Source organism: Vibrio sp. 10N.286.51.C3, assembly GCF_003050065.1.
In the GTDB taxonomy this organism is placed as follows: Bacteria; Pseudomonadota; Gammaproteobacteria; order Enterobacterales; family Vibrionaceae; genus Vibrio; species Vibrio crassostreae.
Genome location: NZ_PIGC01000018.1, coordinates 69,038 through 89,732, shown reverse-complemented (window position 1 = coordinate 89,732; position 20,695 = coordinate 69,038). Strand labels below are relative to the sequence as shown.

Sequence of the window (20,695 nt, the reverse complement as noted above, 5' to 3'; positions counted from 1 at the left end):
TATGCTTTGGATTTCATTAATCCTATTTGCGTTTGTGCTGCTTTTGATCCGAGATTCAAAGGTCAAAAAGGTCTACCAATTTTTCAATATCGAAGAAGCGGAAGCTGAAAACTTTAATGCGATTAACGTGAAGTCATTGGTGCGCAAGCAAGGCTGGCAAAAATTCAAAGATTCCATCTCACCAACATTAATGGTGTTGGGCCCGAGATCGTCGTTGTACATCGCCTTATATATAACGGGCAGTCTTATCGCGTCTTGGTACATCGTTACTGATCTACTATCAATCACCAATTCTTGGCTGGTACTGGGTTCATCTTTGATGTTTACCTTTTTCGGCTATCGTTTTCTGGTCACAAGAAGGCGTCGAGACTTTGAGAATACGTTCCCTGATGCGTTGAATATCCTAATGAGTGCCGTCACTGCGGGTGACAGTTTAATGCAAGCCATCAGTTATGTGGGTGATGTGATGCACAACCCCATTGGACGCGAGTTCAAGCTAATGGGAGAGCGACTGAAGCTAGGTGAGTCTCCAGAAGTGGTGCTTCAACGCTCATGCAAAAACTACCCGTACCCAGAGTTTCTGTTCTTTACCGTGACGATCAGGGCAAACATCGCTCGCGGGGGGCAACTAAAGGGCGTGTTAGCTCGTCTGATTAGGGTTTTGGTTGACTCTCGAACACTTGAGAAAAAGAAGATGGCGATGACGTCGGAAGCCCGAATTTCAGCCAAAATCGTTGCAGCCATTCCTTTGATTTTTATGATTATTCTCAACTACGTTAATCCCGCTAATGTGGATTTTGTTCTCTATGACCCAGAGGGAAGAATCATATTGTTTTACGTGTTGGGTAGTGAGCTTTTTGGTTTGTTCATTGTTTGGTTATTAGTAAGAGGAGTACGCGCATGATGTTACTGGCCTCCCTTATTGTGCTGTTCTTTTCGTTACTCTTTCTAATTGTCGATTCGATTCGTAAAGAGCAACGACATAAGAAAGTTGCGCTCTATATTGGAGACGATGCTGTTCGTGCACCTTCGCGTGTAAACCGATTTTTTGTTCGTTTTGGTAAAGAGCATCGACACGAGCTCGAGCAAAAGATGATCGAGGCGGGCTATTACAACACCGAATGGGCGAAATTTTATTTCCCTGCCAAGTTATTGGTATTGGCGTTGATTTCAGGGTTGGTGCTGTTGGGGGATATGACATCAACTAACAAGTTGCTCATCGTTATTTTCTCGCTGATTGCCGTCATCGTCGTGCCAGATACCTTGCTTCAAATGCGACGCAAGATGTTGATCAGTAGAACCTCAGCTCAACTGCCGTATTTACTCGACATGATGTCGGTATGTGTGCAAACCGGTATGACGATTGAAGCCGCATTGGTCTATTTGGGAATAGAGTTGGCTGAGTTTGACTCAGACCTTTGTTACCAAATTAAGCGCACATCGGACTCGGCGAAAATACACGGGCTGGAAAAGGCGCTCAATGATCTGAGTGAACGCATCCCAACGCCACCAGTACGAAGCTTTGTGTTGACGATTATCCAAAACCTGCAATACGGAACATCTGTGGCGAGTGTGTTAAGTGATCTCGCTGAAGACATGCGAAAAGTCCAGATTCTTACGGTCGAGGAAAAGGTGGGTAAGCTCTCTGCCAAGATGAGTGTGCCTTTGATCCTCTTCATCATGTTCCCGATCGTTATCCTGATTCTCGCGCCGAGCATCATGCAAATGACATTGAGCATCTAGGGAGAATTACTAATGATTGGAAAACGTATCGGTTTCATTTTGCTCACGTTGAGTGTGTTGGCGGGGTGTCAATCGGCACCGTCACAACAAGACTTGCAGCTCGCTGACGTCACTAGCATGGAAAAAGTGAAGAACTATGATGGCTTGATTAGTTATTACAAATCCCAGCTAGAGCAAGGCTTCGAAGATCCAGAGGTGAAAGAGAAACTGGCTTGGGCATATTTCCACAAAGGAGATATCGAATCGGCTGACTTCTATGTTCAACACTTGCAAAAAGAGGGGGTTAAAAATCCCAACTTGTATCAGTTAGAAGGGCAAGTGTTTGATGCAAAAAATGACATTGAAAGTGCGATTGCTGCGTATGTAACTTCTATCGAGGCAGGAAATAGAACAGGGCAAATTCACGTCTTGCTTGGTGTGTCTTACACCAAAGTTGGGAAATACGATGAAGCACAACAAGAGCTCAACCAAGCACGTTTACGCGGTTATGACGATGTCGTCGTTAAGAACAACATCGCAATGATTCAAATGGCTAATGGCGAGTACCAACAAGCGATTCAAACATTGGATCCGGTTTTAAAAGAAGACCCAGCGAATAAAACCGTTAAAGCTAATCTGGCTATTGCTCTGATGAAAACTCAGCAAATTGACTCGGCCAAAAAGTTGCTCAAAGGTGACTTCTCAGCAGAAGAGATTCAGAACATCGCTGCTGAATTGACTCAATTGGGAGTTAATGATGAAGCGTCTTAACAAGCAGAAGGGCGTGACGGCGATTGAGTTTGTATTAGGTGCGCTTGTTCTGTTTTTTGCCACCTTTGCGATCTTCGAATCGAGTTACCAAATCTACGTTGTGAACATGACCGAGTATTCGCTGAGAGAAACTATCAGGAATACCAAAATCTATGAAGGTAAAGGGATCAACGAACAGTACGAGAATAAGTTTAGGTCGTTAATTGAAGACGATGACAACCTGTGGAGTTTCTTAATTGATAGCTCTCGTTTTTCTATCGCGGGTCAGTACTTCAAAACCTATGACGACTTTATCGCGAACAGGGGACACTCAGATCAAGGCTTGAACTTCAACTATGACTTGGCAGAAATTACAGTGACTTACCGCTACACACCCGTAATTAAACTGACCGGTGCCGTTGACAGAGATATCTCACGCACCATGGTTTTGAACTTAGAGCACGAGGGGTGGAAAGATGATGCTCCGTAAGCAATGCGTGCTTTCCAAAAGACGCCAGCAAGGCTCGTACACCATTGAGTTAGTTTTCATTCTTGTGGCCTTATGGGGCGTTTATCTCTTTGGGGCTGACTTGAGCTATCAATTGCTCGCACGTGCCAAGCTTGATCGATCCAGCTTTGCCTTAGTCAATGTTATCAAAGAGCGTACTCGTTATTTTGAAGCCGATGTGTTGGCAGGAACGAACCTATCTGTGACCAACGCAGAGTTAGAAGACATGACGAAAGTAGCAAGCCGAATGCTCAATACACCAGTAGACAATGTGGCCATCAAGATTGAAGCGTTGACCAATAAAACGAATGTCGCTGAATTCTCAACCAGCAAGTATCGAAGCTTAAATTGCCAAACCGATTCGATTCTCGAGCATGCGGATCTAGCGCCTGTAGAAAAGGGGGTTGTGTATCCATTGTACCGAATCAGTCTTTGTGAAGAGGAAAGCTCTTGGTTCAAACCCTTCTTCAACGGTGGTAGCAGTACCACGGTTAAGATTGGCTCTTCTTCAATAATGCCAGGGAGATAATGAAATGAAAATGCAGCATGGGCGTCAAATCAATCGCCAGCATATCAGTCTCCAAAGACAACAAGGGGTTGCCGCGGTGTGGATGGGCTTATTGCTTGTTCCAATCATGGGCATGACCTTTTGGGCGGTTGAAGGCACACGTTATGTTCAAGAGACCAGTCGATTACGAGATTCCGCAGAGGCTGCAGCCATAGCAGTGACTATTGAAGATCAACCGGATCAGGCCCGTGGATTGGCGACCAAGTATGTCGAAAACTATGTTCGAGACATCAAATCAACCAACCTTTCTGCAGACCGTTTCCACCAAGCGGAAGACGAGGGTGCTGGGGTTCTTGAATACATCCAATACACAGTGAATGCCAAGACGACACACGACTCTTGGTTTGCGAGTAGCTTTATCCCGTCTTTTGATGAGCAGCAAGACCTGGCGGGCCGTTCGTTAGCGAGAAAGTACCCGGTGTATCTTGGTGATAACAACATCGACATTGTTTTTGTGTCGGACTTTTCCGGTTCAATGAACGACAGATGGGGTTCAAATCGAAACAGAAAAATCGACGATTTGAAAACCGCCATCGATGAAATATCAAACAAGATCCTTTGTACGTCGATTAACCAAGACTATGTCGATGGAGAGTGGAAATACGTTTGTGATGAGCCCGGAGAAGATACCACCGGAGACAAGCTGCTTAACCGAGTTGGCTTTGTGCCATTTAACGTTCGAACGAGGGAAATCGTCTCGGGTAATAGAGCCAACGCGACAAGCCAATTGAGCTACAAAGATAACTATAAAACCAACGTATCGCCTTATTCTTACAACGATGTTAACTGGGATTACTGGCGTACCTATTCGCAAGATTATGTGCTTGATTGTGCGTACTGGAAATCATATTGCCCAAACCCAAAATCGGACAATCAAAAGTACGCCAAACGTATCAAGGATGTGATTAATCAAGATAATTACTTGGTTGCAGATGTCTACAACTACGTTGATTTCCCGAGTTCAGTCTCGACGATGTTTACTGATAAGTCGGGGTTACAGCCTGATTTCTATGGTGTGAGTGGAACTCGTCTATTTAACGCGCATGGTTCTTCCGATTCATCGCAGTTTTCCAACATTCGCCTATCGAACAAGCTTTCAGACTTGAATCCGATTAATTCGATGTGGGCAGATGGTGGTACGGCTGCTTTTCAAGGCATTTTGAGAGGTTCTCAAGTTCTCCATGACGGTGACCCGAACAGTTCCGATCAAGACGAACAGCAGGCTTATAACAAAAAAATCAAGATGCTGCTCATTTTAAGTGATGGGCAGGAAAGTCCTGATAACGGCATCCTCAGAGGGTTAGTCGACAGAGGTATGTGTGACAAAGCAAGAGAAGAGATACCGGGCTTATACATAGGTGTTATTGGTATCGATTTTCGAGCGTCCCAACAGAGTGGATTTCAAGACTGTGTTGTCGATCCAAATGAAGACATTATCGATGTATCTAACCTAGATGAATTGATTGAAAAGATAGAAGAACTCATCCGTAAAGGCTCAAAAACAAGCGGAATCACTAAGTTGTACTAGAGGAAAATATGAAAAAGTTAATGATCAGTTCAATCGTCCTATCGACATTGCAACTTAGTTTTATCGCTAATGCGGAAGAAGGTATCAACGTTTATTGCGACACGGCATCCAGTGAATATCAGCATAGTGTAAGAGTTGATGATGTCGTCGGCATCGCACAGCATAGACAGAGCTTTCTACAAATAGAGCAGCCTTCTGATAGCAACGAGTTGAAGCAAACTTTGGCCAGTCAATCTAATCTGGGGATGAATCAATCGGGATGTAAGACTTGGATCAGTAATCAAGAGCGTCAAGGGTTGTTGGCCCGTCTTCATTTTGGTTTTGATCAACACAACTTAACGCCGATGGGCAGCAAAGCATTGAGTCAATTAGCTGGTGAGTTAAAGACTAACGGCAGTTCAATTACGGTGGATGGCCACACCGACAGTACAGGCGAAGAAGGTTATAACCAAGCGCTCGGCCTACAAAGAGCGCTTACGACGTCGGATGGCTTAATGGCCGATGGTGTCGAGAAAAACCGTCTTGTTATTCGTTCATTTGGTGAAAGTGAACCTATTGCCTCTAACTCAACCGCAGAGGGTAGAGCCAAGAATCGACGCTCAGAAATTTGGGCCTCTGCGAACGATGCCACTGAACTAGAAAATTGAGATGCACGATTGGGGTTGGTTGTTACTTAGTGCTTGGTTGCAGCTTAGTACTAGGTAATAACCGCCCTAGAACATCGCTCTTGGGGTTTTTGTTACAACGTATACTAATGAATATTCGATTAAGTTTAACCGTCTGATACTAAGTAAATATTAATGCTTTTTGATAAGTTCTCTTCTGAAGGGATGCAAAGAAATATCGATGTCGATACTTGGGTATCTATATTGGATAACATACGAGACATAATGGACGCATCGAATGCGGGCATCATCATGATCTCTGATTTGAGTTGCTCTGGTTCTGAGAGTGTGTGGAGCTCCTCAAACATATCGTGTAACCAACATAAGAGCAGAATTAGCTGTTTTTGTGAGTATGTGCATAACGAAAATCGCACGGTCTATTTGAGTGGTTATGCTGGTGGCGAATCCGCCTCTGCAACAGGAATAGATGCCTATAAGTCTTTTTGCGGCGTTCCTGTTAGGGATATAGATGAAGAAGTGTTTGCGGTGCTCTTAGTGTTTGATTTAAGCCCAACAACATATACCGAAAGCCAAGTTAACTTGATTGAGAACATATCGACTCTATTGCGTTCTGAAATCCTATTAAAAGAAGAGAGCAGGATTTTATACAAAAACAGTCACTTTGATATCATGACGACGCTGCTTAATCGAAGGGGCTTTTTCCATGAATTCAACAAAGCAAACATCAGCGATGGAGAGGTTGTTTGTTTGTATTTCGACTTGGATAATTTGAAGTACATCAATGATACGTATGGTCACTTCAAAGGTGATGATTACATATCTGGATTTGCGTCATGCATTAAAAACAATTCAAAGTACAACACTATATCGGCGAGAGTCGGCGGTGATGAATTCATCGTCGTCATACACTCAGAAGAGCCGGGTTTTGCTCGTGAGTTGGTCAAAAAAATTCACACTGAATTCCATGATTTCATTGAAGGCTTTCATTGTGATGATGAGGTTTCACTCGGCTTTTCATATGGTTGTGGTATTGCTGATTCTCGAAGCTTCAATATTATTAATCTAATAAAGTCGTCCGATGAAAACATGTACCTTAATAAGAAAAACAAGATTTAGATGTTTGTGCAGACGTTAAAAAGCCCACTAAATGTGGGCTTTGATGTAGATGCTGATCGTAGCTTTCTAACCTAAGCTCGAATGATCATTTGCTCGCGTTCAGGACCTACCGATACCATCACGATTGGCACGCCCATCAACTCTTCGATGCGAGTTACGTAATCTTGTGCGGCTTGAGGAAGGCTCTCAAACGTGCGGCAACCCGTGATGTCTTCGTCCCAGCCTGCCATATCTTCATAAACAGGCTTTAGCTCAGCCGTTTGTGGCCAAATTGGGTTCTCAGTATGTTCACCTGAGTATGCGGTACAGATCTTAAGTTCAGATAGACCAGACAGGCAATCGATCTTAGTCAGTGCGATTTCCGTTGCGGCTTGAAGGTCAACACCGTTGCGAGTTGCTACCGCGTCGAAGTAACCCATATCACGTGGGCGACCCGTCGTTGCACCATATTCGTTAGAGCTTTCGCGGAAGCTGTCTTGCTCTTCCATTGCGGTTACAAGCGTACCAGTACCAACAGACGAGCTGAAAGATTTAGCAACAGCAATAACACGCTCAGGGCGAAGGGCAGGTAGGCCACTACCGATACCCGCGTAAGCTGCGGTTACATTAGAAGAAGTCGTCCAAGGGTATTCACCGTAGACAAGGTCGCGACCTGCGCCTAACTGAGCTTCAAACAGTAGGTTCGCGTCTTGCGATTGCAGTGCTTTTAGCGGCTCAGTTACGTTGCAGATGAACGGGCGCCAAGCTTTAGTCACTTCAAGTAGCCATTCTGTCATTTCAGAAGCGCTCTGAGAGAAGTCACATTGAGGGTATAGCGCTTTAAGTTGAGGCATCTTCCAATCAAGCATGAATTGAATGCGCTGCTCTAAAATCTCAGGCTGATTCAGCCAGCCCACAAGAATTCCTTTCTTCATCACACGGTCGCCGTATGCAGGTGCAATACCTTGACGTGTTGAGCCGTAAGCGCCATCGCCTAAACGCTCTTCTTCAAGTGTATCTTCAAGAGCGTGCAAAGGCAGACACAGTGTCGCACGATCTGAAATTGCCATTTTTACTTTGATGCCAGCCGCTTGTACTTCTGCAATCTCTTCAGTTAGCGCCGCAGGGCTGATCACCATGCCAGGGCCAAGAACCGCTGTACAGTCAGGATTAAAAATACCACTAGGAAGTTGGTGCAGTTTGAATGTACCGAAGTCATTTACCACAGTATGACCTGCATTGTTTCCACCTTGAAAACGAATGCTAGCAGAAGCTTGGTCTGCTAAAAAATCGACGATGCGGCCTTTGCCTTCATCCCCCCAGTTTGCGCCCACAACAACGATAGATGGCATAATTTTTCTCCTAACTGATTGAGAAATCATGTTAGGCCTACAAAGTGGATAAGAGAAATTAATTATCTTTATTATCTTGATAAGGATTCCATATATCCTTAAAGTCTTAATCTACCAATGATCGTCATTCCAGAACCGAGGTATCTGGAATCTCAAACCACAAGCGAGATTCCTTACCATGTTCGTTCCTCACTGTAGGGAATGACGGATGGAGCATTCTTTACTTTTAGGGAATGATATAAGTGACACGAGAGAGAGGACATGATGCTCGATATTAATTTGTTGAAGACGTTTGTGACGCTTGCGGAGTACAAGCATTTTGGGAAAGCGGCTAATGCACTTCATATGACGCAACCCAACGTAAGTTTGCACCTAAAACAACTAGAACAACAAACACGTATAAAGTTGATTGAGAGAAGCCCATTTCAATTGACTCAAGCGGGTGAGCGACTATTGGAAACAAGTCAAAGAACGTTACTTGAACTGCAAATTTGTCAGGCCGATCTCAATGCCATTAACGACCTTAAAATCGGGACGTTAACTATTGCCGTGAGTGACATCATTTCTCGATTTTTGTTGATTCGCCCGTTCCAGAAGTTTAAAGCGCAGTATCCCGGTATTGATCTTACGCTATTGAATACCACGTCATCTCAAGCATCGAGTTTAGTTAAAAATGCTCAGGCGGATATTGGCTTTGTTATCGCCAAAGAACAGCACAACGAGTCATTATATTTCACTAAGCTTCAAGAGCTTTCTTGGTGTGCACTTGGCGATGGGTTTGATATCCAAGATTCTGATGCAGAGCTCACTTTGATTCTACTAGGCCATGATACGAGAACACGTGACTTCATCGATGAAGGTTTACCAAGTTTAAACCTACCCAATCACAGAGTCATGGAAGTAGGGAGCGTAGACGCTCAAATCGATTGGGCAGAAGCCGGTTTTGGTGTGGCGATTGTCCCTGAATTTGCAATATCAACCAAGCAACATCTGAAATCAAAAGTCACACCATTGGCGAACTTTTCTAGTACGAGCCTTGGCTATATTGTGAGGCAGAATCAAGTCTTGTCGAAAGCGACCAAGCAGTTGTTAGGATGGGTGAATGATGAGATTAACCTGTTGCAAAACCAATAATTCCATCGCTAAGTCAGATCGATCTAAGCCCACCTCGTGTGGGCTTTTTTGTGTCGGTAAATCACCGTTCTTGCTCAAAGCAATAGGCTACAGAAATAACTTAAATCTCTCATCATCCATTCCTTCTGTAAATCAGAGCCTTAAAATTCATCGTTGACAAAGTTTGATTATCAAACTAAATTCCAATCAATTGCTTTGATTGTCAAACTACTTGTCAATCAAAGTTCTCTTATTGAGAAAGATCGTCTAACTACTAACACAATCTAAGGACGCCATTTTGAGTTTTCCAACACGCCATCAACACAACTTCTCTTCACACAATCAACAAGGTGAAAAACGTACTTTCTACGTTCTCTTGTTAACTGTCATCACAATGGTTGTCGAGATTATTGCAGGTACTATTTATGGTTCTATGGCGCTACTTGCTGATGGCTGGCACATGGGAACGCATGCAGCAGCGTTTGGTATTACCTTGTTCGCATACCGTTACGCCAAGAAGCATGCTGACAGTGAACGTTTCTCTTTCGGTACCGGCAAAGTGAGTGTGTTAGGCGGGTACACCAGCGCGATAGCGTTGGGTATTGTGGCGTTGTTGATGCTGGTGGAGTCAGTACATCGCTTGTTCAACCCGCAAGCGATTCAGTTTAACGAAGCGATTATTGTTGCGTGTATTGGTTTGACAGTGAATGTAGTGAGTATGTTTTTGCTAGGGGATCATCATCATGATCACGGACACTCTCATTCTGAACATAAGGGACACAGTCACGATAACCAACATGATGGGCATCATCACGATCACAACTTGCGTGCGGCCTACATGCACGTCTTGGCCGATACATTGACTTCTCTGTTGGCGATTGTTGCTCTACTATTTGGTAAGTTTTACGGTTGGAACTGGTTGGATGCCGCAATGGGTATGGTTGGTGCGGTTGTGATTGCCAAATGGACAATGAACCTCATGAAACAGACAAGTCCAATCTTACTCGATCAGAATATTGACGATGAGTACCGCAACGGCATAACTGAAGCCTTAGCTCCTTATGCCGCCGTAACCGACTTACACATGTGGAAGGTGAGCGGGCATCACTACTCAGCGGCGATTACTCTTGAATCAAACAGCGATAAAAGCGTCCCTGAATATAAACAAATGCTCGCCAAGTTTGATAAGATTAATCATCTTACTCTCGAAGTGCACTCAAACGGCCATGCAAAATATAGAACAGCTTAATCAAATACTGACTGAGTTCTACGATAAAATGTCTTCGTGGGAGCAATCCGTTGTCAAAGAAACGGGTTACTCCTTAGCACAAGTACATACCATCGAAGTGCTTGGTATGCATGGTGCGTTAAGAATGAAAGAATTGGCAGAAAAGCTTGGCATTACTACTGGCACACTTACTGTTCAAATTGAGAAGTTGGTTAAGGCAGAATTGATTGAACGCCATGAACACCCAACGGATCGTCGTGCGATTGTGGTGGCTTTGACCGATGAAGGTCAGAAGATCCATGTTCACCACAACCAACTTCACTTGAATTTGGTTAATGAGCTGACGCAAGACATCGAAGAAGACGAGAAAGCGGTGTTATTGAAGTGCCTAACCAAGATGGTGAAAGCGTTTTAGTCGGCCTTAAGTTCGCAGCATAACTTATTAGCCGCAAAGCGATTGATTAAGAAATCCAAAAATGGACCAGACTCGAATTGAGTAGGTCCATTTTTTTCGCCGTTTACGCTCAACGTTACAATCACCAATCGATGGGTTTCCCGTTTAAAAAAACAAGTCAAAACCTCTAATATTACTCTTCGCTCGTGCTCCTCTGGTGAGCCAAAAAATTGTCACTTCTAACCTCAAGGTCAATAATGGTACAAAGTGTTTTAATTCAAAGTCTTACATAGCAAGCCATTCAGGGCTTCACACTCCGTCAAATAGCTGTCTCTCACTTTTATCATTCAACTAATGTACATGTAATCGATTTGTGTTATTGATAAAATTAACTTTAGTTGGCTATTTCATTTGCTGTTTAAATGCAATTGAGAACGTCATCGCTAGTGGACTTAGAAGCCACAGTTTTAGACGCTCATTATCGATATAAAAACCATAACAATAACCAGATCGCACGAGTTGAATATCCATTCTTTGATGCGACTCATTTAGATACTCATAGTTAATTAGTAAAGACGAGCCATGTATATGAATATAAAGAAAAAGCTTTATTCGTTGGGGATGTTCTCCATCGTCGGTATGATTTCACTGCTGTTTACTACATCACAATTTGCAGACACCACCGCTCAAATGAGCGAAGCCAAACAACTCACAAAAGAACTTGAAGTACGACTGCTCAACCTTCGCCGTAACGAGAAAGATTTCTTACTGCGTAGCGATATGAAATACCTCGACAAGTTTGACGTAAACTACAACAAATTCTTAGCGTCTGAATCTGAGCTCGACGTCGTGCTGAAAGATTTGGGCTTAGCCAACAGCACACACCTACGTGAAGACATCGAAACCTACCACACCAGCTTTGTTAACCTAGTAAAAGCGAGCGAAGTTTATGGGCTAGCACGTGACAAAGGCCTGTTAGGGGAGTTTCATGTTTTGCTAGATAACATCAGTGCGACAGCCAGTGCTGAACAAAAAATCGAGCTTTACCTGTTCAATGACTTAATTGAAAAGGGTGAGTTCGATCCGAGTGTTCTTTCTATTACTTCTAACGCTGGAAGCTCAAGTGCTTTGATAGATGCTGCGCGTCAAGTGGTTGAACAGAAGCGAGTGATCGGTTTAAAACATAACGAAGGCCTGCTAGGTGAAGCCCGCTCTGGTTCACACGCTATCGAAAGTCAGTTTAAAGAATTCTCGGCGGTGCTAGACCAACAAACGCAGCAAGAGATGGACAAACTATCGCTGATCAACAACATCCTTTGCGTCACGTTGCTTGTGTCGATCATTCTGTTCAGCTGGTTAATTGTCCGTTCTATCATCGGTAAAATTGAGTCGCTGCTATCAGTGATTCGTAACATTGTTGACTCTAACGATGTGTCTATCCGTTCAACCGAAAATGGCAAAGATGAACTTGGTACACTAGGCGAGTACTTCAACCAACTGTTGGATCAACTTGAAGGCTTGATTGCGGCGTCTCAGTCAAAATCTCTGCAGCTAACTCAAAGCACTTCTAACATGCATGATGAGCTTGAATCGGTGATTAAACAGTTCGAAGTTCAAGCAAACCACACCTCGACAATGACAACGTCAGTACAAGAGATGGTACTTACCATTGGCGAGATCTCTGAAAGCACATCGGTTGCTGCAGAAGGTGTTCATCAAGCGAAAGTGAATGCTGACAAGGGCCGCGAAGTGGTTGTCGCGACCATCGATAATATTACTCAGTTGTCTGAACGCCTTTCAAGCAGCCAAGATTCGATTAGCTCACTGAACCATCATGTTGATCAAATTGGCGATGCAGTAAACATCATCCAAGGCATTGCAGAACAAACCAACCTATTGGCATTGAACGCGGCGATTGAAGCGGCACGTGCGGGTGAACAAGGTCGTGGCTTCGCGGTGGTTGCAGATGAAGTACGAGCGCTGGCAAGCAGAACGCATCAATCAACGACTGAAATTACCAGTGTAGTCACGGCAATTCAGAGCCAAATGAATGCTTCGATGACCGAAATTGGTGAGTGCAATCAACAAGGTCAATTAACACTAAAAGATTCAGAAGAGCTTGATGCAAGCCTACAGCTGATCTTAAGTGACATGGAAAGCATTCAAGGCAACTCTGAACGTATTGCTTCTGCAATTGAAGAGCAGGGCGCAGTAATGGCGCAAGTAAGCGACTCAATCACTGAGCTGAACACTATCTCGAATGATAATAACGCTTCGGCGCAGCACTGTTTAGTCGAAGTGGATAAAGTCGCTGAGCAAGCAAACGATATGGACCAAGCTGTCGCGCAGTTTAAGACATCTTAGAATCAACCTAGTTGCATTAAAGAAGTGCAGCCAAACAACTCAAGCGAAAGGCGCGGATTATCTGCGCTTTTTTGTACCTAATGGATAGGCAAGTTCATGAACAGATAGAAATAAGAATAAGGCATTCCAAAATAGACTTAAGTATCTGTGATATATAAGTAAAATAATGACAGACTATCGAGTAAACGAACGTACTGGCGCGTTCCTGACAAACGGTTAAATCTATAGGAAGAGGGATAACATGCACTACGACGTATTCAATGGAGATGCAGACGGCATCATCGCTTTGCTGCAACTGCGCCTAAATGAGCCAAAAGAAACTGTACTGATCACTGGTGTAAAGCGTGATATCAAGTTGGTTTCTCAAGTGGTCTCTAAATTGGCGGAGCAGGGCGATCAAGCGGATGTTGCGTCTGTTACGGTCCTAGATGTATCGATGGAGAAGAACCTTCCGGCTTTACACTCGTTACTTGAGGCCAACGTTGAAGTGTTCTATTGCGACCACCATCGCACAGGCGATATACCTCAGTCTAAGCATCTTGAGACTTTAGTTAATACGGCACCTGAATGTTGCACCAGTTTGTTGATAAATCAGAAGTTAAAGGGTGAGTATGTTGCGTGGGCCATTGCTGCTGCCTTTGGTGATAATTTAAAAGCGGTAGCTTCACAATTAGCGTTAGAAAATGGCTTTGACCGATCCCAAACTGATTTTTTGGAAGAACTGGGTACTCTCATTAATTACAACGGCTACGGCTCGTCACTGAGTGACTTGCACTTCACGCCAATCAAGCTTTACCAAGCTCTCTATCAATATCCGAATCCGTTTTCTCTCCTAGATGACAAAGGTTCAGTTTTCTATCGTCTTCGTACAGCTTATCAAAGTGACAACCAACACCTATCAAACCTAGGACCAATATATGAGAGTGAAGTCGCGCGTGTGTTTGAATTGCCAAGTGAGACTTGGGCAAGGCGTATTAGTGGTGTCTTTGGCAATGAAATCGTTAATCAAGACCCAGGCCGAGCGCAAGCAGTGTTAACTAAAAACCAAGATGGTGAATCTTATACTGTGAGCTTGAGAGCGCCGTTATCAAATAGAACGGGTGCAGACGAAATTTGCTCTAGTTTTGAAACGGGGGGGGGAAGAAAAGCAGCAGCTGGCATCAATCAACTCACTGAAGAAAATAAGATGAATTTTATTTCATCAATTGAGAGTTATTATTCACAACTGGGCAATTGTATCGATAGTTAACTCTCGATCTGAAAACTGAAAATACAATAATTGTCACCTACATTTTTGGTTGTTCGTGTACACATCTAGCATATGTATAGCTAATAAATCTAATCAATTTTAGTGATATCACTCGCAATGATAAATCTCCGTCAGGCCAGTAAATCCGAGGGTTTCTAGACCTTTTACTCTTATTCTCAGCCCAGGGTGTCCACTTTGCTATTTTTACATATTCACCTTAATTACCCGAGTGAATTAAGATTGTGGATTCATTTGTTCCACCAATAATTAAGCCCAATAAAGCAATGTTTTAGCATTTTAATTTGAATGAAAAGTCAAAATCATATTGATTCTTATATTCAATCTGTGACTTAAAATCACAAGTTAAATCAAAGGTCACCTTTTCTAATAAATTCCATTACTTGTCTATAAATATTCATGGCTAAAATGAATTGATTCGGTTGTGATGGGCACAGCTGTTGAGTAAGGAAATGGAATTGATGTTGAAACGTAAAGCTCTGCAATTAGCGGTATCTTTCGGAATGGCCGCAATGTCTGGCGCTGTTTATGCGAATGGTTCAGATATGACGAATCCAGATTCTGGTGTCGTAGTCGGTTATTGGCACAACTGGTGTGATGGTGGTGGTTACCAAGGTGGCAATGCGCCTTGCGTAACATTGGACGAAGTGAACCCAATGTACAACATCGTGAATGTGTCATTCATGAAAGTGTACGATGTTGCTGATGGTCGAATCCCAACTTTTAAACTGGACCCAACCATTGGGCTGTCAGAGCAACAATTTATTGACCAAATCTCAGAACTCAACAAGCAAGGTCGTTCTGTCCTGTTAGCTCTGGGTGGTGCAGATGCACACGTAGAACTAGAAACCGGTGATGAAAGAGCCTTTGCTGATGAGATTATTCGTCTGACTGAGCGTTACGGATTCGATGGTCTGGATATCGATCTGGAGCAAGCCGCGGTAACCGCAGCCAACAACCAAACTGTTATTCCTGATGCGTTAAAACTGGTGAAAGACCATTACCGTGCTGAAGGCAAAAACTTCCTCATCACGATGGCGCCTGAATTTCCGTACTTAACGTCTGGTGGTAAATATGTACCATACATCGACAATCTAGAAGGTTACTACGACTGGATTAACCCTCAATTCTACAATCAAGGTGGCGATGGTATTTGGGTTGATGGTATCGGTTGGATTGCACAAAACAATGATGAATTGAAAGAAGAGTTCATCTACTACATTTCTGATTCTCTAATCAACGGTACTCGTGGCTTCCACAAGATCCCACACGACAAGTTAGTGTTTGGTATCCCTTCGAGCATTGATGCTGCAGCGACGGGCTTCGTGCAAGATCCTCAAGATCTTTACGACGCATTTGAGACCTTAACGACTCAAGGCCAACCTTTGCGTGGTGTAATGACGTGGTCTATCAACTGGGACATGGGCACCGATAAGAACGGCCAACAATACAACGAACAGTTCATCAAAGATTACGGCCCATTTGTTCATGGGCAAGTGACACCGCCACCGGTTGAAGGTGAGCCAGTGCTGAAAGGCGTTGAAAATGCGCGTGTTCTTCATGGCAGCGCATTTGACCCTATGGAAGGCGTAACTGCAACAGACAAAGAAGACGGCGATTTAACGTCTTCAATTGATGTTGAAGGATATGTTGAAACAGCGGTTATTGGCACTTACGTTCTGACGTACCGTGTGAAAGACAGTGACAACAACGAGACAACCAAAGCAAGAACGGTAGAAGTTTACAGCCAAAAACCAGTATTCGATGGCATATCTGATACGACAGTAATACTTGGTTCTGCATTCGACCCAATGGCAGGTGTGACGGCGAATGATGCAGAAGATGGTGACCTAACGAGTTCTATTACACACACTGGCAGTGTCGATGTGAATGAAATGGGCAACTACTCGCTTGTATATAGTGTGACAGACAGTGCGCATCAAACCGTCACTGCTGAACGTAAAGTGTCTGTGACTGACGGTTCTAACTGTGCTGCTGCATGGGATGCCGAAACGGTTTATGTTGAAGGCGACCAAGTGTCACATGACGGTTCAACGTGGGGATCTGGCTGGTACACTCGTGGCGAAGAGCCGGGAACGACAGGTGAGTGGGGCGTTTGGAGAAAGGTTTCAGATTCTTCTTGCGGTGGTAACCCTGAGCCGGGTACAGATCCTGAACTTGAAGTTTCGGGTCTCCAGTCTGAATACGCACCTGATAACGGTGATGTCCGCTTGGATCTGACACTAACGTCAAACGAAGCAATGGATGTGACTGCAATGGTGTTAAATAGTGCAGGTATTTTAGTTGAACAGACTAAAGTAAACCTCGTAGATAGCCAAACAATCACCATCGTTTTGAATGACGTAACTGACGGCCAATACTCACTTGAAGTAGTTGGTACTGCTTCGGATGGTGAAATGGTCATGGTGAATAATTCGTTCTCTGTGAAAGACGGTGGTGGTGGTACACCACCTCCAGGTGATTACCCTCCATATGAAGCGGGCACAAACTACGCAGCAGGTGACATTGTAGTGGGCAGTGATAATGGTTTATATGAATGTAAGCCTTGGCCATACACGGCTTGGTGTGCAAGCGCATCTTACGCTCCTGCAGAAAGCCAATACTGGCAAGATGCTTGGACAAAGCTGTAAGCTAAGTTAATTGTGTACTAGAAACTAGAAACTAGAAACTAGAAACTAGAAACGATCAAAGAGAGGCCATGTGCCTCTCTTTTTTATTGCTTAAACGAAATGGAATCATGGGCTCATTTTCATTGTTGTCACACATAATGGCTAAGTCGATAGAGGACTTTGCTTTAGATAAAAATAAGAGTGATTATCAATTGTATTAATGGATTGATAGATGCACTATGCGCACAATGAATTTTCAATTTTGTGAATATCTAAATAATGAATCTAGCGCAAGTCGACCTTAACCTCTTAGTCATCCTTAAGCACCTTTTAGAAGAAAAGCATGTGTCCAACACGGCATTGGCACTCGATATGAGTCAGCCAACGGTGAGTCGTTCGCTGCAAAAACTGCGCACTGTATTTAACGATGATTTGTTGGTGAGAGCGGCTTATGGCTATGAATTGACGCCAAAAGCGGAAGCGATCAAGCAAGATCTTAATTCTGTACTTACGCGCTTAGAAAAGCTGGTTCACGGAGACGTATTTGAACCTCAGACTAGTGACAATACCGTTCGCTTTTTTGGCTTGGTTCCTCAGGTTTCTCACTTATTGCCAAAAGTCGTGGCACAAATTCGAAAACAAGCACCGAACATGGTTGTTGATATTGACTCCATCCCTAAACGTCACTTCGAACCTTTGTTGTCGGGCGATGCGCACTTCGTGTTGTCAACGCATGAACCGTTAAGTTCTGAGCAGAATCTGTATCGAATGTTCGTTATTAGCCGTGATTATCGCTTATTGATGAGCAAAGACCACCCGTTGGCAGACAAAGAGATCACAGTCGATGATTTACTTAACAGCCAACTAGGCCAGATCTCGCTGCAAGGTGACAAAAAACTCTCCATTGAAAATCGCTTTAAAGATTTAGGCTTGATTGATAAGCAGCGCCAACTATCGATTCCGATTCAGCTGTCTAATTTTAATATTGCTGCAGATATCGCTGAGACGACTGACATCATCTTTCACTTACCGACACCGTTTGCCACACAAGCCGCTAATCAAAGAGATTTAATTTGTAAACGCGTACCCAAAGCCATCAGAAGCCCATCAGAAGATGTGTATCTATATTGGCACAAGCGTTTCCACAATGATCCTATGTGTCGATGGGTTCGCAATCTATTTAAAGAGATATACACCTGATTTATCTGGATGGTGAATGTGATTTTAATAGTGCCATTGAAATGAATATATCTTTGTTTTGTTATTTGAAAGGTGAATAACGAGAATCAATTTTTGGTATGAAACTTTCGTTGATAAGAATGGTACTAGGTTGTTTAATGCAAACCATTATCATTACCAATCACATATAAGAATAAATATCATGTCTGAGAGATCTCTTTTGATTCGCAAACCTCTTTTGGTTCGTAAACCCCTTTCGATCGCAGTCGCTGTTATTTGTACGTCACTTTCAGCTAACGTGTTAGCGCAAGAAGAAGCGCAAGCAACAGATGAGCAAATGGTAGTTACGGCAACTCGTACCGAAATGGCACTAAAACAAGCGCCTGCTTCAATGTCGGTTATCACTGCACAAGACATTGAAGACAGCCCAGGTATTACCTTGGCTGACATCGTTGCTGAATCAACCAGTGTTGAGTCTGACTTCGATAGCACACGTGCTGGTCGTCAGATGATCTCTATTCGTGGTATGGATTCTGATTATACGCTTATCATGGTAAATGGCCGTCGTCTCAGCTCGGCAAGTGCCATCATCCGTGGTAATGACTTCGACCTTTCTACTATCCCAGCAGATTCAATCGAACGTGTTGAAATCATCCGTGGCCCAATGTCTGCACTTTATGGTTCAGATGGTATGGGCGGTACAATCAACATCATCACTAAGGCTCCAGAAAATGATTGGAGCTCTACATTGAGCATGGACACTTCATCGCCGCTTGATGGTGATGGGGGCGAAGAGTACTCAATGGGCTTCACAACGTCTGGTGCATTGATTGAAGATGAGTTGTTCGCTCGACTTTCTGTTAATCAAACAAGCCGTAATGCATGGCAACCATATTCTGGTACACACAGTTCTGGCTACGACCGTTCAGACGTAACAGCTCTAGAAGAACGCGACACGCTAAGCATGCTTGCAAGCCTGACATGGCACATGACAGATAACCAAACCATCGATTTTGATTTTGGTTACAGCGATGACGAACGTGAATCAGCGGCAGAAAGTGCGAAATCGGTTATTGAGTCAGACACTCGTGTCGTGCGTCACAGCCAAGCAATTACACACAGTGGTTTCTGGAGCTGGGGTGATACTCAAGTTCGTTATTCGCGCGAGAACGTGACTGATAACGATGCAGCCGATCTAGGCAATAACTTCAGCAGCGATATCGAAGAGCTCACTCAAATTGTTGAAGCATCTGCTACCACTTACCTTGGTTACAGCCACACGCTGACATTTGGAATGGACTACCAGTTAAGTGAACTAACTAACAAAGAAAACCTATCGAGCGGAATGTCGGAAGCATATCAAGGCGCATTGTTTGTGCAAGACCAATGGGTCATGACAGACAGCCTAACCGCAACGTTCGGTGGTCGTTTGGATAAACACGAACTGTACGGCGAAGAGTTCAGCCCACGTGTGTACTTGGTTCACCAAACAACGAACGACCTAATCATTAAAGGTGGTGTAGGCAAGGCATTCAAGGCCCCAACATTGACTCAAAACCAATCTGACTACACAGTTTCAAGCTGCAAGGGTGGTTGTGCGTTGGTGGGTAATGAAGATCTAAATCCAGAGACAAGCATTAACTACGAACTTGCGACGGTATACACACAGCCACGTTGGAATGTAGAAGCGGCGTTATTCCGCAATGAGATTAATGACCTTATCGAAAGAACACAAGGTTACTGCCCGCAAGGTGGTGATTGGAACGAAAGTGCTCTTCAATGTGAAAACCCTGACGGTACACCAACGGGAGATTTGGGCGCGAAGACGCACCAAAACGTGTCTGAAGCTATCATTCAAGGTGTTGAGCTTGGCGGTATGTACCAAATCTCTGACGAGTGGGCCGTTTCTGGTAACTACACTTACCTAGATACAGAAGACAAGTCGACAGGTGAAGAGCTACTTGAGCGTTACAAGCATTCAGGCTTTGTGAAACTTAACTGGAACCCAACTTACGATCTAAGCACTTTCGTGAGTGCACGTTACCGTGGCGAGCGCCAGATTGACAGCGACCTAACGCAAGACGCTTACACAACATTGAACATCGGTACGGTTTACAATGTGAATGACTCAGTACGACTACGTGCAGGTATCTCAAACCTAACGGATGAGTCAGTATCAGATGAGTTAGAGTACATTGGTTATGTTGAAGAGCCACGTACCTACTACATAGGTATGACCGCTGACTTCTAATCAATCTGTGTTTGATTCGGTAGGTAGATACATATAAAACAAAGAACCCACATGACTTAACGTCGTGTGGGTTCTTTTGATTTGGGCGCTCGTAATTGAGTGCACATAGGTATCGAAGAG

Annotated in this window: 17 protein-coding genes; 16 read left to right on the top strand and 1 reads right to left on the bottom strand. The window is 43.8% G+C overall.

Annotation, left to right across the window (positions count from 1 at the left end; translation table 11 throughout):
- Position 1: 1 nt before the first annotated feature.
- The 8 genes from CWO27_RS18280 (at position 2) to CWO27_RS18245 (ending at position 6,818) form a co-directional block, all read left to right on the top strand.
- The gene (locus CWO27_RS18280; RefSeq protein ID WP_048658591.1) at positions 2-904 is read left to right on the top strand and encodes a type II secretion system F family protein; all 903 of its coding nucleotides are present in this window, start codon (positions 2-4) and stop codon (positions 902-904) included.
- Positions 901-1,743 carry a type II secretion system F family protein gene (locus CWO27_RS18275; protein WP_107899331.1) on the top strand — a complete coding sequence of 281 codons (843 nt, stop codon included), beginning with the start codon at positions 901-903 and terminating at the stop codon, positions 1,741-1,743. Before CWO27_RS18280 ends, CWO27_RS18275 begins: the two co-directional genes overlap by 4 nt.
- A 12-nt stretch (positions 1,744-1,755) precedes the next feature.
- The gene (locus CWO27_RS18270; protein WP_102433439.1) at positions 1,756-2,493 is read left to right on the top strand and encodes a tetratricopeptide repeat protein; all 738 of its coding nucleotides are present in this window, start codon (positions 1,756-1,758) and stop codon (positions 2,491-2,493) included.
- The gene (locus tag CWO27_RS18265) at positions 2,480-2,962 is read left to right on the top strand and encodes a TadE family protein (protein WP_048664896.1); all 483 of its coding nucleotides are present in this window, start codon (positions 2,480-2,482) and stop codon (positions 2,960-2,962) included. Before CWO27_RS18270 ends, CWO27_RS18265 begins: the two co-directional genes overlap by 14 nt.
- On the top strand, positions 2,952-3,509 hold the full coding sequence (gene tadF / locus CWO27_RS18260; RefSeq protein ID WP_102433440.1) for a tight adherence pilus pseudopilin TadF: 558 nt from the start codon (positions 2,952-2,954) through the stop codon (positions 3,507-3,509). Before CWO27_RS18265 ends, tadF begins: the two co-directional genes overlap by 11 nt.
- A 10-nt stretch (positions 3,510-3,519) precedes the next feature.
- Entirely contained in the window at positions 3,520-5,076 is a 1,557-nt protein-coding gene (locus CWO27_RS18255) for a TadE/TadG family type IV pilus assembly protein (RefSeq protein ID WP_102433453.1), read from the top strand.
- An 8-nt stretch (positions 5,077-5,084) separates the two neighbouring features.
- Positions 5,085-5,723, top strand: coding sequence for an OmpA family protein (locus CWO27_RS18250; protein WP_102433441.1), 639 nt, complete (start codon positions 5,085-5,087; stop codon positions 5,721-5,723).
- Positions 5,724-5,876: 153 nt separating this feature from the next.
- A complete protein-coding gene (locus CWO27_RS18245; protein ID WP_107899330.1) occupies positions 5,877-6,818 on the top strand; it encodes a GGDEF domain-containing protein in 942 nt (313 codons plus the stop codon).
- A 71-nt stretch (positions 6,819-6,889) separates the two neighbouring features.
- Here CWO27_RS18245 and CWO27_RS18240 read toward each other — a convergent pair whose 3' ends face one another.
- Positions 6,890-8,149, bottom strand: a complete 1,260-nt coding sequence (locus CWO27_RS18240) for an adenylosuccinate synthase (RefSeq protein WP_102433443.1) — start codon at positions 8,147-8,149, stop codon at positions 6,890-6,892.
- Positions 8,150-8,410: 261 nt separating this feature from the next.
- On the opposite strand from CWO27_RS18240, the gene CWO27_RS18235 reads away from it, so the two are divergent.
- The 8 genes from CWO27_RS18235 (at position 8,411) to CWO27_RS18190 (ending at position 20,575) form a co-directional block, all read left to right on the top strand.
- The gene (locus tag CWO27_RS18235; RefSeq protein WP_048658616.1) at positions 8,411-9,283 is read left to right on the top strand and encodes a LysR family transcriptional regulator; all 873 of its coding nucleotides are present in this window, start codon (positions 8,411-8,413) and stop codon (positions 9,281-9,283) included.
- Positions 9,284-9,560: 277 nt separating this feature from the next.
- The gene (gene dmeF / locus CWO27_RS18230) at positions 9,561-10,511 is read left to right on the top strand and encodes a CDF family Co(II)/Ni(II) efflux transporter DmeF (RefSeq protein WP_102433444.1); all 951 of its coding nucleotides are present in this window, start codon (positions 9,561-9,563) and stop codon (positions 10,509-10,511) included.
- A complete protein-coding gene (locus CWO27_RS18225; protein ID WP_102433445.1) occupies positions 10,489-10,905 on the top strand; it encodes a MarR family winged helix-turn-helix transcriptional regulator in 417 nt (138 codons plus the stop codon). Before dmeF ends, CWO27_RS18225 begins: the two co-directional genes overlap by 23 nt.
- Positions 10,906-11,523: 618 nt before the next feature.
- Positions 11,524-13,248 carry a methyl-accepting chemotaxis protein gene (locus CWO27_RS18210; protein ID WP_102433454.1) on the top strand — a complete coding sequence of 575 codons (1,725 nt, stop codon included), beginning with the start codon at positions 11,524-11,526 and terminating at the stop codon, positions 13,246-13,248.
- A gap of 241 nt (positions 13,249-13,489) precedes the next feature.
- Complete coding sequence (locus CWO27_RS18205) at positions 13,490-14,497, top strand: acetyltransferase (protein WP_102433446.1); 1,008 nt, start codon at positions 13,490-13,492, stop codon at positions 14,495-14,497.
- Positions 14,498-14,976: 479 nt separating this feature from the next.
- Positions 14,977-17,166: an immunoglobulin-like domain-containing protein gene (locus CWO27_RS18200; protein WP_107899329.1), complete on the top strand. Its 2,190-nt coding sequence runs from the start codon at positions 14,977-14,979 to the stop codon at positions 17,164-17,166.
- A gap of 258 nt (positions 17,167-17,424) precedes the next feature.
- On the top strand, positions 17,425-18,345 hold the full coding sequence (locus tag CWO27_RS18195) for a LysR family transcriptional regulator (protein ID WP_029226004.1): 921 nt from the start codon (positions 17,425-17,427) through the stop codon (positions 18,343-18,345).
- A 181-nt stretch (positions 18,346-18,526) separates the two neighbouring features.
- Entirely contained in the window at positions 18,527-20,575 is a 2,049-nt protein-coding gene (locus CWO27_RS18190; protein ID WP_107899328.1) for a TonB-dependent receptor domain-containing protein, read from the top strand.
- Positions 20,576-20,695: the final 120 nt, after the last annotated feature.